Here is a 14629-nt window from a genome sequence, read left to right as displayed (position 1 = left end):
GGTGGGCCGCACGCCTCTCGATGGTCTGAAAAAGATGCTGGATAATAAAGCATGACCCGCTTGACGGCTAGCGCCGTCGGAGACCCTTGCAATGCCTGACCAAGATGTACGCTTGCAACACCTGAAAGTTTGGCTCGATGAGCAGTTGGCAATCCTGTTTGCAGATCAGGGCTGGGGCGCCGTGCCCCCGGCCACGTTGACCGCGGCCAGTAGCGACGCGAGTTTCCGCCGTTACTTCCGTTGGGAAGGCGAGGGTCGCAGTTTCGTCGTGATGGACGCGCCGCCCCCCCAGGAAAACTGCAAACCGTTCGTGGATATCGCATTTTTGCTGGCGAAATCCGGAATAAATGTGCCAAAAATTTATGCCGAAGACCTCGAACGTGGATTTCTTTTGCTCAATGACCTGGGCAACAAGACCTATCTGGACGTGATCGACAGCGAAAATGCCGACGTATTATTCAGCGATGCCTTGCAGGCGCTGCTGGCTTTTCAGCAGTTGCCGATGGTCGCGCCGCTGCCGAGTTACGACGTTGCATTGCTGCGCCGCGAGCTGGAACTGTTCCCCGAGTGGTACGTGAAGCGTGAACTGGGCGTCGAACTCGATTCGACCCAACAGCAGCAGTGGCAGCGCATCAGCGACTTGTTGATCGACAGTGCGCTGGCGCAGCCCAAAGTGCTGGTGCACCGCGACTACATGCCGCGCAACCTGATGCTCAGCGAGCCGAACCCCGGCGTGCTGGATTTTCAGGATGCGGTCTATGGCCCGGTCACCTACGACGTGACCTGCCTGTTCAAGGACGCCTTCCTCAGCTGGCCTGAAGAGCGCGTACGCGGCTGGCTGGAAAGCTACTGGCAGCAAGCCTCGGCGCTGAACATACCGGTGCAGCCGGACTTCGAAGACTTCCTGCGCGCCAGCGACCTCATGGGCGTGCAGCGCCACCTGAAAGTCATCGGCATCTTCGCGCGGATTTGCCATCGCGATGGCAAGCCACGCTACCTCGCCGATGTGCCGCGTTTCTTCTCCTATATAGAAGCAGTGATCGCTCGGCGTCCCGAACTGGCAGAACTGCAAGCGCTGTTTACCAGCCTGCGTGGCGGAGCGACGGCATGAAGGCCATGATTCTGGCGGCAGGCAAAGGCGAGCGCATGCGCCCGCTGACCCTGACCACTCCGAAACCGCTGGTGCGTGCCGGCGGCGTTCCGCTGATCGAATACCACCTGCGCGCCCTCGCGGCGGCCGGCTTCAACGAAATCGTGATCAATCACGCCTGGCTCGGTCAGCAGATCGAGGATTATCTGGGCGACGGTTCGCAGTTTGGCTTGAGCATCCAGTACTCGCCGGAAGGTGAGCCGCTGGAGACCGGCGGCGGAATTTTCCGTGCGCTGCCGTTGCTTGGCGACGATGCGTTTCTGGTGGTCAACGGTGATATCTGGACCGATTACGACTTCAGCGTGCTGCATCAACCGATCAACGGTCTGGCGCATCTGGTGCTGGCGGATAACCCGGCGCATCACCCGACCGGCGATTTTTCGTTGGTGGAAGGGCAGGTCATCGACGGCCAACCGAACGCGGCGACGCTGACCTACAGCGGCATCGCGGTGCTGCATCCGCAGTTGTTCGATGGCTGCGCGGACGGGGCTTTCAAACTGGCGCCGCTCCTGCGCAAAGCCATGGCGGACGGTGAGGTGACGGGCGAGCGCCTGAAAGGTCATTGGGTGGATGTCGGTACGCATGAGCGTCTGGCCGAAGCTGAAACCTTGATAGAAGCGAGTCGCTGATATGTTGTGGCCAGGGACTCTGATTGGAGCCGGGGCGGGGTTTGCAATCGCCAGCATTCCGGGGGCCATGCTTGGGGCGTTGTTGGGGCAGGCGCTGGATCGGCGTCTGCACTTGCAGAGCTGGGGGCATTTAAGGGAAAAGCTCGGCGGCCGGCCGATGTTGCGCAACGATGAACTGCTGTTTGTGTTGCTCGGACGTCTGGCCAAGAGCGACGGGCAAGTCAGGGACGGGCATATTCAGCAGGCGCGTAACGAGATGCGCGCGCTGGAAATGAGCGAGCCGGCAATGCGTCGGGCGATCGCTGCGTTCAATCGCGGTAAGTCGGGTGGCGATAATCTGCGCGGGTATCTGCGGCGTCTGAGTGCGCAACCCCATGCTACCGAAGGCGTGTTGCGTGCCTGTTGGCGCATGGTCTGGGCTGACGGCCGGGCCGGCGTCAGTGAGCGCGAGTTGTTGGCGCAGTGGGGCAAGTGGCTGGGCTGGACGCCTCAGCAGGTGCAAGCGCTGGCCAGCGATTACGAACCGGGTAAGCGGCCCATCGTCAGTGCCGCGGTGACTTATCAGCAAGCGATGCGTTTGCTCGGCGTGTCGGCGAGCAGCGAGCCGGCGCAGATCAAACGGGCTTATCGACGACTGCTCAGTCGTCATCATCCGGACAAGATCGCTGGCAGCGGCGCGACCCCTGCGCAGGTGCGTGAGGCGACCGAGAGGACTCGGGAACTACACAGTGCCTATACGTTGATTCGTGAACGGCGGGATTTTCGCTAGGCATTTTTAAGATCAAAAGATCGTTCGATCGCGGCCCGAGCCTTCGGACGATCTTTTGCTTTTGCCTTGGTCAGTCCGGATTTTGCGGATTCAACCAGCCGCGTACCCGACGGAACAACTGTTCCTGCTCAGCCTTGTTGTCCGGCAACGCCCTCAGCGCCACCTGGCTGAATGCCGGGGTCTTCAAACGCTTGCTCGCTTGCATACGCTCCAACGCCGCATGGCGATCCAGCGGTTTATCCATATAGAAGATATCCGCCGTCGGCAGCTTCAGCGTTGGCGTCAGTTCCGCCAGTGGCGGTTTGGCCTTGGCCGGTGCCTGCGCGTCGACCATGACAAATTTCTCCACCTGTGCTGTCTGCCGCTCGCTCAGGTAACGCGCTGCCCAATAGGCGCCGGTGCCGTGGCCGAGCACAACGATGCGTCGCGCGCTCTGCTGTTCGGCGTAGGCAATGGCTGCGTCGATCCGCGCGAAGATCCGTTCGGCATCGGCTTTGGACTGTTCTTCAGTCGTTTCGGCCACCACTTGATCGGCGACTTCCGCCTCACCGCCTGCGGCCTGTTCGATGGGTTGCGCCGTGGTGGCATCCTTACTGCCAGTTTCCGGCGCTTTCGGCGCCGCTGCGGCTTCGACTACCCGCGGCGTGATCGCATCGCTTTGCAGATCGGGCAGGGTAATACTCAGGCTGCTCCACTCGGCGTTCGGCAACTTCTGCCGCAAAGGGCCGATTGCTTGAGGCCAGTCAGCGGTCTCGCCCGCGCCCGGGACGATAATCACTGCGCCTTTGGGATCGGCGGTGTTGGCCGGTTTCCAAAGGGCCAGGAAGGTCTCACTGGCCGCCTGCAACTGTTGCTGTTCTTGCGCCGGCACTTTACGTTCAAGTGCTGCGGCTTCTTCCTGACTACGCTCAAGCAGTGGCTGACGTTCGGCCGGTTTTTCTTCAGCGGGTTTTTCCGCTGCGGCGGCCGGGGCCGGATCGGCGGCGTTGACGGAAAACGCACAAGGCAGGATCAGCGACAGGCACAATGCTGGCATTGCCAGGCGGTAAACAGAGGGCATCGGTTATTCCAGGCCAGAAAGTATCCCGGCAGCCTAATGGGTTGGTCAGAATTTGTCAGTTCAAGAGACTTCAATGAAGCGATTTCACTGCCTGTGGGTTATCGGCTGTTTGTGGTTTCCCTTGATGGGCTGGGCGGCGCCTGCGCCACCGGCGCACGTTGCGCAATTGTCGGCGAGTGAGCAGCAATGGCTCGCGCAGCACAACGAATTGCGCGTCGGCCTGGTGTTGCAGGCACCGTACGCGCAATACGACCGACGCTTGCAGCGGTTGTCCGGGGCCAATGTCGAACTGATGAAGTTGCTCGCCCAGGCACTCAATGTTGAGCTGAGCTGGCGCAATTTTCAGGATCTGGCGCAATTGGAAGCGGCGGTGCGCGATGGCGAAGTCGATATCGCCCCAGGGCTGACTCAGACACCCAGTGCGCTGCGCCTGTGGCAGTTTTCCGATCCGTACATGCGCGTGCCGCAACTGGTGGTCAGCGATCAGAAGGCCAGCGGCGTGGTGGATCTGGAAAAACTAGACGGCCAGACCCGCGTCGCCGTGCGCATGCCGAGTACCACCGCCGACTATTTGCGCGGCAACTATCCACACCTGAACCTGCAAGGCGTGCCGCTGGAGCGTCAGGCGTTGCAGCTGTTGTTGAGTCAGCAGGCCTCTTACGCGGTGGTCGATGAAGCGCAGCTCGGTCGGCTGTCAGTGGAACCGGAGTTCGCCGAACTGGTGGTGGTTGGCGACATCGGTCTGCCGCAACTGCTGCGCGTGGCTTCGCGGCGCGATTGGCCGGAGCTGGCCGGTATCGTCCAGAGCGCATTGCGGGCGATCCCGGCCAAGGATCTGGAACGCCTGCACAATCAATGGCTGCAACCCAAGTATCCGAGGTTGTCGGAGTCGCCTGGGTTTTGGCAGAACCTCAGTCTGTTGTTCGCCGTCATGCTGCTCAGTTGCATGGCGATTGTGTTCTGGCAGCGGCGTCAGCAGCGCAGTCTCGAACAGCGTCTGCTCGCCGCACGGGAAGACATTGCCCTGCGCGCAGCCAGTGAAGAAGCTTTGCGGCTGACGCAGTTTTCCATCGATCAAAGCACCGTCGGCATTCTTTGGGTCAACTGGGACAGCCACGTGCGGTACGCCAATCGGGCGGCAGAAAACATGCTCGGTTACCCCTCGGGTGGGCTGATCGAACGGCCGTTGATCGACTTCGAACCGGGCCTGCACATGGACCGTTGGCTCAACCTGTGGAAACGCGCGCGGGCCAGTGAAGAAGGGCCGCAGAGTTTCGAAACCAGTTGCGTGCGCGCGGATGGCAGTGTTTTGCCAGCGGACGTGTCGCTCAGTTTCTTGCGCTTTCGTGACAGCGAATATCTGGTGGTTTACCTCACCGACGTCACCGACCGTCGTCGTGCACTGGCCGCGTTGCAGGAAAGCGAGGCGCGACTGCAAGGCATCGCCGCCAACGTGCCGGGGCTGGTGTTCCGTCTGGAGCGGGCGCCAGTCACCGGGCAAATCGACTTTGCCTATATATCCGAGGGCAGCGAAAGTCTGGTCGGTTATGCCCCGGCGGCCATCGCTCACCGTGACATGGGCCTGCGCAGTCTGGTGCATCCGGACGACAAGGCCAGTTATCACCAGACCCAGGATCAGGCGCTGGACACCGATAGCGACTGGTCGTGGCAGGGGCGAATCCTCACGCGCCAAGGGGTGCAGCGTTGGGCCGAAATCAAGGCGATCACCCGACAGCTTGAAGATGGCGCTTATGTCTGGGACGGCATTGTCTGGGACATCACCGAGAGCAAGCGCATCGAACTGGAACTGGCGTCATCGCGCGAGCAACTGCGCGAACTGTCGGCGCACCTTGAAAGCGTGCGCGAGGAAGAGAAGGCGAGGATCGCCCGCGAGGTACACGACGAATTGGGGCAAATGCTCACGGTGCTGAAACTGGAGACATCGATGTGCGAATTGGCCTACGCGCAACTCGATCCCGGTCTGCACGAGCGGCTGAACAGCATGAAACGTCTGATCGCCCAGCTGTTTCAGCTGGTGCGCGATGTGGCGACCGCGTTGCGGCCGCCGATTCTCGATGCCGGGATTGCCTCGGCAATCGAGTGGCAGGCGCGAAGATTCGAAGCGCGGACGCAGATTCCGTGCCTGGTGCAGGTACCGGACAATCTGCCACCGCTCAGTGATGCCAAGGCGATTGGTTTGTTCCGGATCCTGCAAGAGGCGCTGACCAATGTGATGCGTCATGCCCAGGCGCATACTGTGGAACTCACGCTGGTGCTGGCAGGCGACGAATTGTGTCTGACAGTCAGCGATGATGGCGTAGGATTTGTCGCCGCTGCTGGCCGGCCGACTTCGTTTGGTTTGGTAGGCATACGTGAGCGGGTGCTGATCATGGGCGGGCGGTTTGCGCTTGAAAGTGAGCCGGGCGAGGGCACCAGTCTGATGGTGTGGGTGCCGGTGGATGAAGCCTGATGGTTGAGTGGTGTTGATGCTGGCCTCTTCGCGAGCAGGCTCGCTCCCACGTTGGAATGCATTTCCCTGTGGGAGCGAGCCTGCTCGTGAATTTCTAAGTGGAGAAGAACGTGATCCGAGTACTGGTAGCCGAAGACCACACCATTGTCCGCGAAGGCATCAAGCAATTGATCGGCCTGGCCAAGGATCTGCTGGTGGTGGGGGAGGCGAGCAATGGCGAACAATTGCTCGAGACCCTGCGCCATGTCCCGTGCGAAGTGGTCTTGCTCGACATCTCCATGCCAGGGGTCAACGGACTGGAAGCGATACCGCGAATCCGCGCGCTGAATAATCCGCCAGCGATTCTGGTGCTGTCGATGCACGACGAAGCGCAAATGGCCGCACGTGCGCTGAAGATCGGCGCCGCGGGTTACGCGACCAAGGACAGTGATCCGGCGCTGCTGCTCACTGCCATTCGTAAAGTTGCGGCGGGCGGGCGTTATATCGATCCGGATCTGGCTGACCGCATGGTCTTCGAAGTCGGCCTGACGGATTCGCGGCCATTGCATTCGCTGTTGTCCGAACGCGAGTTCTCGGTGTTCGAGCGCCTGGCCCAGGGCGCCAACGTCAACGACATCGCCCAGCAGCTGGCCCTGAGCAGTAAAACCATCAGCACGCACAAGGCGCGGCTGATGCAGAAGCTCAATATCACTTCACTGGCGGAACTGGTGAAGTACGCGATGGAACACAAACTTCTCTGACCTGAACGCGATCCTCTGTAGCAGCTGCCGAAGGCTGCGATCTTTTGATCTTGATCTTAAAAAACAAGATCAAAAGATCGCAGCCTTCGGCAGCTCCTACCAGGGGGGTTGTGTGGGCATATCTGTTAGCGACAGGCGCTTTTGCTGGTTCTTGCGGCTCGCAGCTTGTCGCTCGTCGCTGGCTTGCCAATGCGCGCCATCCTTGTAGGGCGATCCCTACCCCCAACCTTCCATACGGCTGAGGCGATTCTCTCCTGCGCCCCGATTTGCGTGGCTGCCGCCAGCCACTAGGCTGGATACACAAGCAGTCATCAACAACAAAGGTGTGGGTATGAGCCAGGTCGATACAAGCGCAGGAGCCAGTGATGTGCTGGTCAGCTTTCGTGGAGTGCAGAAGAGCTACGACGGCGAGAACCTGATCGTCAAAGACCTCAACCTGGACATTCGCAAAGGCGAATTCCTCACCCTGCTCGGGCCGTCCGGTTCCGGCAAGACCACCAGCCTGATGATGCTCGCCGGTTTCGAAACCCCGACCGCCGGTGAAATTCTGCTGGCCGGTCGCTCGATCAACAACGTGCCGCCGCACAAGCGCGACATCGGCATGGTGTTTCAGAACTACGCCTTGTTCCCGCACATGACCGTGGCCGAAAACCTCGCGTTCCCGTTGAGCGTGCGCGGGCTGAACAAGAGCGACGTCAGCGACAAGGTGAAAAAAGTCCTGAGCATGGTCCAGCTCGATGCCTTCGCCCAGCGTTATCCGGCGCAGTTGTCCGGCGGCCAGCAGCAACGTGTGGCGCTGGCCCGCGCGTTGGTGTTCGAACCGCAACTGGTGCTGATGGACGAACCCCTCGGTGCCCTCGACAAACAACTGCGTGAACACATGCAGATGGAAATCAAACACCTGCACCAGCGCCTCGGCGTGACCGTGGTCTACGTGACCCACGATCAGGGCGAAGCACTGACCATGTCCGACCGCGTGGCCGTGTTCCATCAGGGCGAAATCCAGCAGATTGCGCCGCCGCGCAGCCTCTACGAAGAACCGAAAAACACCTTCGTCGCCAACTTCATCGGTGAGAACAACCGCCTCAACGGCCGGTTGCTCAGCCAGAACGGCGAGCGCTGCGTGGTCGAGTTGGGTCGTGGCGAGAAGGTCGAGGCGCTGGCGGTCAACGTCGGCCAGACCGGCGAGCCGGTGACCCTGTCGATCCGTCCGGAACGCGTCAGCCTCAACGGTTCGAGTGATCAATGCGTTAACCGCTTCTCAGGGAGGGTGGCGGAATTCATCTATCTGGGCGACCACGTCCGGGTGCGCCTGGAAGTCTGCGGCAAGACCGACTTCTTCGTGAAACAACCGATTGCCGAGCTCGATCCAGGGCTCAGCGTCGGCGACGTGGTTCCGCTTGGCTGGCAGGTCGAGCACGTTCGCGCGCTTGATCCTCTTTTAGAGGCGAACTGATCGCCCCGGCAATACCAACACCAACCCTGCACGTGGAGAGAACAATAAATGTTGAGATCCCTGAAGTTCACCGCCCTGACCCTGGGCCTGATGGGTGCGGCAAGCGCAATGGCTGCTGGCCCGGATTTGACCGTGGTGTCGTTTGGCGGGGCGAACAAGGCTGCGCAAGTCAAAGCCTTCTATGCACCGTGGGAAGCGGCGGGCAACGGCAAGATCGTTGCTGGCGAGTACAACGGTGAAATGGCCAAGGTCAAAGCCATGGTCGACACCAAGAGCGTGTCGTGGGATCTGGTGGAAGTTGAGTCGCCAGAACTGTCCCGTGGCTGCGACGAAGACATGTTCGAGCCACTGGATCCTGCGCTGTTCGGCAAGACCGAAGACTACGTCAAAGGCGCGATCCAGCCGTGCGGCGTAGGTTTCTTCGTATGGTCCACCGTGCTCGCGTACAACGCCGACAAGCTGAAAACCGCGCCAACCAGTTGGGTCGATTTCTGGGACACCAAGAAATTCCCGGGCAAGCGTGGCCTGCGCAAAGGTGCCAAGTACACTCTCGAGTTTGCTTTGATGGCCGACGGCGTGGCGCCGAAAGACGTCTACAAGGAACTGGCCAGCAAGGGCGGTCAGGATCGCGCGTTCAAGAAACTCGATGAGCTGAAGCCAAGCATCCAGTGGTGGGAGGCCGGCGCGCAGCCGCCGCAGTATCTCGCTTCCGGTGACGTGGTCATGAGCTCGGCCTACAACGGTCGGATTGCTGCGGTGCAGAAAGAATCCAACCTGAAAGTGGTGTGGAACGGCGGCATCTACGACTTCGACGCATGGGCCATCCCGAAAGGTCTGGACGCCAAGCGTGCGGAAGCGGCGAAGAAATTCATCGCCTTCTCGGTACAGCCGCAGCAGCAGAAGACCTACTCGGAAAACATCGCCTACGGCCCGGCCAACACTCAAGCCGTACCGCTGCTGGCCAAGGACGTCCTGAAAGACATGCCGACCACGCCGGAAAACATCGCCAACCAGGTGCAGATCGACGTCAGCTTCTGGGCTGACAACGGCGAGCAACTGGAACAGCGCTTCAATTCCTGGGCGGCGAAATAAGCAAGGCCTGGTGATGGTGGGCTTGCCTACCCCTGTGGGAGCGAGCCTGCTCGCGAAAGCGGTAGATCGGCCAGCATAGATGTTGAATGTGATGGCCTCTTCGCGAGCAGGCTCGCTCCCACAGGTAGCTGTGTTCCAACACAACAGAGGTGGTTCGCCACCTCTGTAACGATCAAAGATTTGCGGAGTACGTCATGGCCATCGCCGTTCCCCTGAACGAGGGCGCCAGCCCCACCTTGAAGCAGAAGCTCAAGCGCGCCGAGCGGGTCAACCGCTGGAAAGCGCATGCGCTGATTGCGCCGCTGGTGATTTTCCTGCTGCTGGTGTTTCTGGTGCCGATCGTGGCGCTGCTCTACAAAAGCGTCGGTAACCCGGAAGTGGTCGGCGGCCTGCCGCGCACCGTGGCGGCCATCGCCAGTTGGGACGGCCGTGGCCTACCCGCTGAACCCGTCTATAAAGCGGCGAGTGAAGACCTCGCCGAGGCGCGAAAAAACCAGACCTTGGGCGATTTGTCCAAGCGCTTGAACATGGAGTTGGCCGGCTATCGCAGCCTGCTGACCAAAACTGCCCGGGCGTTGCCATTCGCCAGCGAACCGGCCTCTTATAAAGAAGCGCTCGAAGCCCTCGATGAACGTTGGGGCGATCCGGCCTACTGGCAAGCGGTCAAGCGCAACACCAGTAACATCACCGCGTATTACTTGCTGGCGTCAGTCGATCACCGTATCGACGACCTCGGCGAAATCGCCCCGGCCACCCCGGACCAGGCGATCTACCTCGACATCTTCGCCCGTACCTTCTGGATGGGCCTGGTCATCACTGTGATTTGCCTGGTGCTGGCGTATCCGTTGGCGTACTTGCTGGCGAACCTGCCGTCGCGTCAGAGCAACCTGCTGATGATTCTGGTGTTGCTGCCATTCTGGACTTCGATTCTGGTGCGAGTGGCGGCGTGGATTGTGTTGCTGCAATCGGGCGGCCTCATCAACAGCGGGCTGATGGCGATGGGCATCATCGATAAGCCGCTGGAACTGGTGTTCAACCGCACCGGCGTGTACATCTCGATGGTGCACATTCTGCTGCCGTTCATGATCCTGCCGATCTACAGCGTGATGAAAGGCATCTCGCCAACCTACATGCGCGCCGCGATTTCCCTTGGCTGCCACCCGTTCGCGAGTTTCTGGCGGGTGTACTTCCCGCAGACCTATGCAGGCGTCGGCGCCGGCTGCCTGTTGGTGTTCATCCTCGCCATCGGCTACTACATCACCCCGGCGCTGCTCGGCAGCCCGAACGATCAAATGGTCAGCTACTTCGTCGCCTTCTACACCAACACCAGCATCAACTGGGGCATGGCCACTGCGCTGGGCGGCTTGTTGCTGCTGGCGACCGTGGTGCTTTATCTGATCTACAGCTGGCTGGTGGGCGCCAGTCGCCTGCGCCTGAGCTAAGGGGAGTTTGAAATGCTGAGTCCTTACATGTCGCCCATCGAAAGGGTATGGTTCTACAGCTTGCGGATCCTCTGCGGCTTGATTCTGCTGTTCCTGATTCTGCCGGTGCTGGTGATCATTCCGCTCTCGTTCAACTCGGGCAGTTTTCTGGTGTACCCGCTGCAGGGCTTCTCGCTGCAGTGGTATCAGGACTTCTTCGCTTCGGCCGAGTGGATGCGCGCCCTGAAGAACAGCATCATCGTCGCCCCGGCCGCGACCGTGCTGGCGATGATCTTCGGTACGCTGGCGGCCATCGGCCTGACCCGTGGCGACTTCCCCGGCAAGGCGCTGGTGATGGCGCTGGTGATTTCGCCGATGGTCGTGCCGGTGGTGATCATCGGCGTGGCGAGTTATCTGTTCTTCGCGCCGCTGGGCCTGGGCAACAGCTTCTTTTCTCTGATCGTGGTGCATGCGGTGCTGGGTGTGCCATTTGTGATCATCACGGTTTCGGCGACGTTGCAGGGGTTCAACCATAACCTGGTGCGTGCCGCCGCGAGCCTTGGCGCTTCGCCGTTGACGGCATTTCGTCGCGTGACCCTGCCGCTGATTGCACCGGGGGTGATTTCCGGCGCGCTGTTTGCTTTTGCGACGTCGTTTGATGAGGTGGTGGTGACGCTGTTTCTCGCGGGGCCCGAGCAGGCGACGTTGCCTCGGCAGATGTTCAGCGGGATTCGCGAGAACCTCAGCCCGACGATTGCCGCTGCAGCCACGTTGCTCATCGCCTTCTCGGTCATCCTGCTACTGACCCTGGAATGGTTGCGTGGGCGGAGTGAGAAACTGCGTACCGCACAGGTTTAAGGATCCGCGCTATTCCCCCTGTGGGAGCGAGCCTGCTCGCGAAAGCGGTGTGTCAGCTGGCATATCAGTTGAACCAGACACCGTATTCGCGAGCAGGCTCGCTCCCACATTTTGATTAGTGTTGTGTTCAGATGTTTGGGTCATTCACACCCTGAATAGCAGACAACCCCAAATCCCCAGCTAATCTTGTGCCCAGCTCCCACATCTATAAGAGGCTGCGCACGATGAGTCTTTCCCAGTTCAAAATCGCTCACAAACTGATCACCGGCGCCGGAGCCATCGAGCAACTGGCGGCCGAACTCGCTCGCCTCGATATCGATAATCCGCTGATCGTCACCGACGCCGCGCTGGTCAAATCCGGCACCGTCGAGCTGGCGCTGTGCCAATTGGGCGGGCGCGAGTACGAGATTTTCGACCGTGTACTGCCGGACCCGGAAATTGCCATCGTCGAAGATTGCATGCGCGTGTACCGCGAGGGTGGGCATGACGGCTTGATCGGCCTCGGCGGCGGCAGTGCCATCGACATCGCCAAAAGTGTGGCGGCGTATGCCGGTTACCACGGCGCGCTGGAGGATCTGTTCGGCGTCGACCAGGTGCCGCGTAAAGGCCCGCCGCTGATCGCCATCCCCACCACCGCCGGCACGGGCTCGGAAGTGACCAACGTCGCCATTCTTTCGGACAAGGTCGCGCAATTGAAGAAGGGCATCGTCAGCGACTATCTATTACCGGATGTCGCGCTGGTCAGTCCGCAAATGACCCTGACTTGCCCCCGCAGCGTTACCGCTGCCAGTGGCGTCGATGCGCTGGTGCATGCCATCGAATCCTATCTGTCGGTGAATGCCTCACCGATTACCGACTCCCTCGCCATTGGCGCAATCAAACTGATCGCCAATGCCTTGCCCAAGGCCTACGCCAACGGCGCCAATCTGCAAGCGCGCGAAGACATGGCCACCGCGAGCCTGATGGCCGGCATGGCATTCGGCAATGCCGGGGTCGGTGCGGTGCATGCGTTGGCGTATCCGCTGGGTGGGCGATTCAACATTGCCCATGGCGTCAGTAACGCCTTGTTGCTGCCGTATGTCATGACCTGGAACAAGATGGCCTGCGTCGAGCGCATGCAGGATATTGCCGAAGCCATGGGGGTGAAAACGGCGCATCTGAGCGCCACTGAAGCAGCGGACAAAGCCGTCCAGGCCATGACCGATTTGTGCGCGGCGGTGGAAATTCCCCCGGGGCTGCGCAGTTTCGGTGTGCCGGAAGACGCGATCCCGGCCATGGCCTTGGAAGCCGCAGGCATCGAGCGTCTGATGCGCAACAACCCGCGCAAGCTCAGCGCCGTGGATATCGAGAAGATCTACCGCGCGGCGTACTGATCCGTCGGCGACTAGCGGTCATGGCACAACCCAATCATCGCAGTCACGGTGCGCGCGCGGAAACTTGAGGTATACAATGCGCGCCATCGTGATTTAGCTCAGAAAAGGTGCGTCATGCAGCCCTTCGTAATTGCTCCGTCGATTCTCTCTGCCGACTTCGCCCGCCTCGGCGAAGAAGTAGACAATGTTCTGGCCGCTGGTGCCGACTTCGTCCACTTCGATGTCATGGACAACCACTACGTGCCCAACCTGACTATCGGCCCGATGGTGTGCGCGGCACTGCGCAAGTACGGCGTTACCGCGCCAATCGACGCGCATCTGATGGTCAGCCCGGTGGATCGCATCGTTGGCGACTTCATCGAGGCCGGCGCGACTTACATCACCTTCCACCCGGAAGCCACGCTGCACGTCGATCGCTCGCTGCAGCTGATCCGTGAAGGCGGCTGCAAATCCGGTCTGGTGTTCAACCCGGCGACCCCGCTGGACGTTCTCAAATACGTGATCGACAAAGTCGACATGGTCTTGCTGATGAGCGTCAACCCGGGTTTCGGCGGGCAGAAGTTCATTCCCGGCACCCTCGACAAACTGCGCGAAGCACGGGCGATCATTGATGCGTCGGGCCGTGACATCCGTCTGGAAATCGATGGCGGCGTCAACGTCAACAACATCCGTGAAATCGCTGCTGCTGGCGCCGACACCTTTGTCGCCGGCTCGGCGATCTTCAACGCGCCGAACTATCAGGAAGTCATCGACAAGATGCGCTCCGAACTGGCGCTGACTCGCCCATGAGCGGTTTTGAGCAGCTGTTCCCGGGCAAACTGCCACGGTTGGTGATGTTCGATCTGGATGGCACGTTGATCGACTCGGTTCCCGACTTGGCGGCAGCGGTGGACACGATGCTGCTCAGCCTTGGCCGCCAGCCAGCGGGCATTGACTCGGTGCGCGAGTGGGTTGGCAACGGCGCGCCGGTATTGGTGCGTCGGGCGCTGGCCGGCGGCATCGATCATTCGGCGGTGGATGACGTCGAGGCCGAACACGCGCTGGAAGTGTTCATGCAAGCCTACGGCGCCAGCCATGAACTGACCGTGGTTTATCCCGGTGTGCGCGACACCCTCAAATGGCTGCAAAAGCAGGGCGTGGCCATGGCGTTGATCACCAACAAACCGGAGCGCTTCGTCGCGCCGTTGCTGGATCAGATGAAGATCGGCCGCTACTTCAAGTGGATCATCGGCGGCGATACCCTGCCGCAGCAGAAACCTGATCCGGCGGCGCTGTTCTTCGTGATGAAAATGGCCAATATCCCGGCCTCGCAATCGCTGTTCGTCGGCGACTCGCGCAGTGATGTGCTGGCGGCGAAGGCGGCGGGGGTCAAGTGTGTGGCGCTCAGCTACGGCTACAACCATGGCCGACCGATTGCCGAGGAATCCCCGGCGCTGGTGATTGACGATCTGCGCAAGCTAATTCCCGGTTGCCTGGATCTGGCCGGTGGGATAACGTTGCCCGACGCTGTTCAACCCCCTTCTGGAAACGCCATCGTGGTGGTCACCCGCAAACTCTGGATGAAAGTCATCAAGGCCCTGGCCCGCTGGCGTTGGCGCGCCTGACTTTTTT

At 60.7% G+C, this 14629-nt stretch carries 13 protein-coding genes; 12 read left to right on the top strand and 1 reads right to left on the bottom strand.

Annotated features, from left to right (window positions below; all coding sequences use genetic code 11):
• Positions 1–91 precede the first annotated feature (91 nt).
• The 3 genes from H8B20_RS09565 to H8B20_RS09555 are packed head-to-tail and all read left to right on the top strand — an operon-like array spanning position 92 to position 2548.
• Entirely contained in the window at positions 92–1111 is a 1020-nt protein-coding gene (locus tag H8B20_RS09565; RefSeq protein WP_210622999.1) for an aminoglycoside phosphotransferase family protein, read from the top strand.
• Positions 1108–1779 carry an N-acetylmuramate alpha-1-phosphate uridylyltransferase MurU gene (gene murU, locus H8B20_RS09560; protein WP_042561380.1) on the top strand — a complete coding sequence of 224 codons (672 nt, stop codon included), beginning with the start codon at positions 1108–1110 and terminating at the stop codon, positions 1777–1779. The genes H8B20_RS09565 and murU overlap by 4 nt, the downstream gene beginning before the upstream one ends.
• Before the next feature lies 1 nt (position 1780).
• Positions 1781–2548, top strand: a complete 768-nt coding sequence (locus H8B20_RS09555) for a TerB family tellurite resistance protein (RefSeq protein ID WP_210622997.1) — start codon at positions 1781–1783, stop codon at positions 2546–2548.
• Between the two features lie 70 nt (positions 2549–2618).
• On the opposite strand, the gene H8B20_RS09550 is transcribed toward H8B20_RS09555, so the two are convergent.
• On the bottom strand, positions 2619–3608 hold the full coding sequence (locus H8B20_RS09550; protein ID WP_210622995.1) for an alpha/beta hydrolase family protein: 990 nt from the start codon (positions 3606–3608) through the stop codon (positions 2619–2621).
• Between the two features lie 73 nt (positions 3609–3681).
• Here H8B20_RS09550 and H8B20_RS09545 point away from each other — a divergent pair, with 73 nt between their 5' ends.
• From H8B20_RS09545 to H8B20_RS09505, 9 genes are all read left to right on the top strand, one after another.
• A complete protein-coding gene (locus H8B20_RS09545; RefSeq protein WP_210622993.1) occupies positions 3682–6078 on the top strand; it encodes a PAS domain-containing sensor histidine kinase in 2397 nt (798 codons plus the stop codon).
• A gap of 110 nt (positions 6079–6188) precedes the next feature.
• Positions 6189–6818 carry a response regulator gene (locus H8B20_RS09540; protein WP_008147212.1) on the top strand — a complete coding sequence of 210 codons (630 nt, stop codon included), beginning with the start codon at positions 6189–6191 and terminating at the stop codon, positions 6816–6818.
• 331 nt (positions 6819–7149) lie between these two features.
• Complete coding sequence (locus tag H8B20_RS09535) at positions 7150–8274, top strand: ABC transporter ATP-binding protein (protein ID WP_042561376.1); 1125 nt, start codon at positions 7150–7152, stop codon at positions 8272–8274.
• A gap of 48 nt (positions 8275–8322) precedes the next feature.
• Positions 8323–9366, top strand: coding sequence for an ABC transporter substrate-binding protein (locus tag H8B20_RS09530; protein WP_042561375.1), 1044 nt, complete (start codon positions 8323–8325; stop codon positions 9364–9366).
• A gap of 194 nt (positions 9367–9560) precedes the next feature.
• Positions 9561–10808, top strand: a complete 1248-nt coding sequence (locus tag H8B20_RS09525) for an ABC transporter permease (RefSeq protein ID WP_210622991.1) — start codon at positions 9561–9563, stop codon at positions 10806–10808.
• A 12-nt stretch (positions 10809–10820) separates the two neighbouring features.
• On the top strand, positions 10821–11645 hold the full coding sequence (locus H8B20_RS09520) for an ABC transporter permease (RefSeq protein WP_042561373.1): 825 nt from the start codon (positions 10821–10823) through the stop codon (positions 11643–11645).
• A gap of 224 nt (positions 11646–11869) precedes the next feature.
• The gene (locus H8B20_RS09515) at positions 11870–13018 is read left to right on the top strand and encodes an iron-containing alcohol dehydrogenase (protein ID WP_210622990.1); all 1149 of its coding nucleotides are present in this window, start codon (positions 11870–11872) and stop codon (positions 13016–13018) included.
• Positions 13019–13132: 114 nt separating this feature from the next.
• Positions 13133–13807 (top strand): ribulose-phosphate 3-epimerase, encoded by a 675-nt coding sequence (gene rpe / locus H8B20_RS09510; protein WP_042561371.1) that lies wholly within the window; start codon positions 13133–13135, stop codon positions 13805–13807.
• Complete coding sequence (locus H8B20_RS09505; protein ID WP_042561370.1) at positions 13804–14622, top strand: phosphoglycolate phosphatase; 819 nt, start codon at positions 13804–13806, stop codon at positions 14620–14622. The genes rpe and H8B20_RS09505 overlap by 4 nt, the downstream gene beginning before the upstream one ends.
• Positions 14623–14629: the final 7 nt, after the last annotated feature.

The organism is Pseudomonas sp. P42 (genome assembly GCF_017973755.1).
GTDB lineage: Bacteria > Pseudomonadota > Gammaproteobacteria > Pseudomonadales > Pseudomonadaceae > Aquipseudomonas > Aquipseudomonas iridis.
This window is presented reverse-complemented; position numbering and strand designations above follow the sequence as displayed.

Excerpts from the sequence above, each read along its gene's own strand:
- H8B20_RS09555 (WP_210622997.1), top strand. The coding sequence starts at position 1,781 with ATGTTGTGGCCAGGGACTCTGATTGGAGCCGGGGCGGGGTTTGCAATC.
- H8B20_RS09535 (WP_042561376.1), top strand. The coding sequence starts at position 7,150 with ATGAGCCAGGTCGATACAAGCGCAGGAGCCAGTGATGTGCTGGTCAGC.
- H8B20_RS09505 (WP_042561370.1), top strand. The coding sequence starts at position 13,804 with ATGAGCGGTTTTGAGCAGCTGTTCCCGGGCAAACTGCCACGGTTGGTG.
- H8B20_RS09545 (WP_210622993.1), top strand. The coding sequence starts at position 3,682 with ATGAAGCGATTTCACTGCCTGTGGGTTATCGGCTGTTTGTGGTTTCCC.
- H8B20_RS09525 (WP_210622991.1), top strand. The coding sequence starts at position 9,561 with ATGGCCATCGCCGTTCCCCTGAACGAGGGCGCCAGCCCCACCTTGAAG.
- H8B20_RS09565 (WP_210622999.1), top strand. The coding sequence starts at position 92 with ATGCCTGACCAAGATGTACGCTTGCAACACCTGAAAGTTTGGCTCGAT.
- H8B20_RS09515 (WP_210622990.1), top strand. The coding sequence starts at position 11,870 with ATGAGTCTTTCCCAGTTCAAAATCGCTCACAAACTGATCACCGGCGCC.
- rpe (WP_042561371.1), top strand. The coding sequence starts at position 13,133 with ATGCAGCCCTTCGTAATTGCTCCGTCGATTCTCTCTGCCGACTTCGCC.
- H8B20_RS09550 (WP_210622995.1), bottom strand. The coding sequence starts at position 3,608 with ATGCCCTCTGTTTACCGCCTGGCAATGCCAGCATTGTGCCTGTCGCTG.
- H8B20_RS09530 (WP_042561375.1), top strand. The coding sequence starts at position 8,323 with ATGTTGAGATCCCTGAAGTTCACCGCCCTGACCCTGGGCCTGATGGGT.
- H8B20_RS09520 (WP_042561373.1), top strand. The coding sequence starts at position 10,821 with ATGCTGAGTCCTTACATGTCGCCCATCGAAAGGGTATGGTTCTACAGC.
- murU (WP_042561380.1), top strand. The coding sequence starts at position 1,108 with ATGAAGGCCATGATTCTGGCGGCAGGCAAAGGCGAGCGCATGCGCCCG.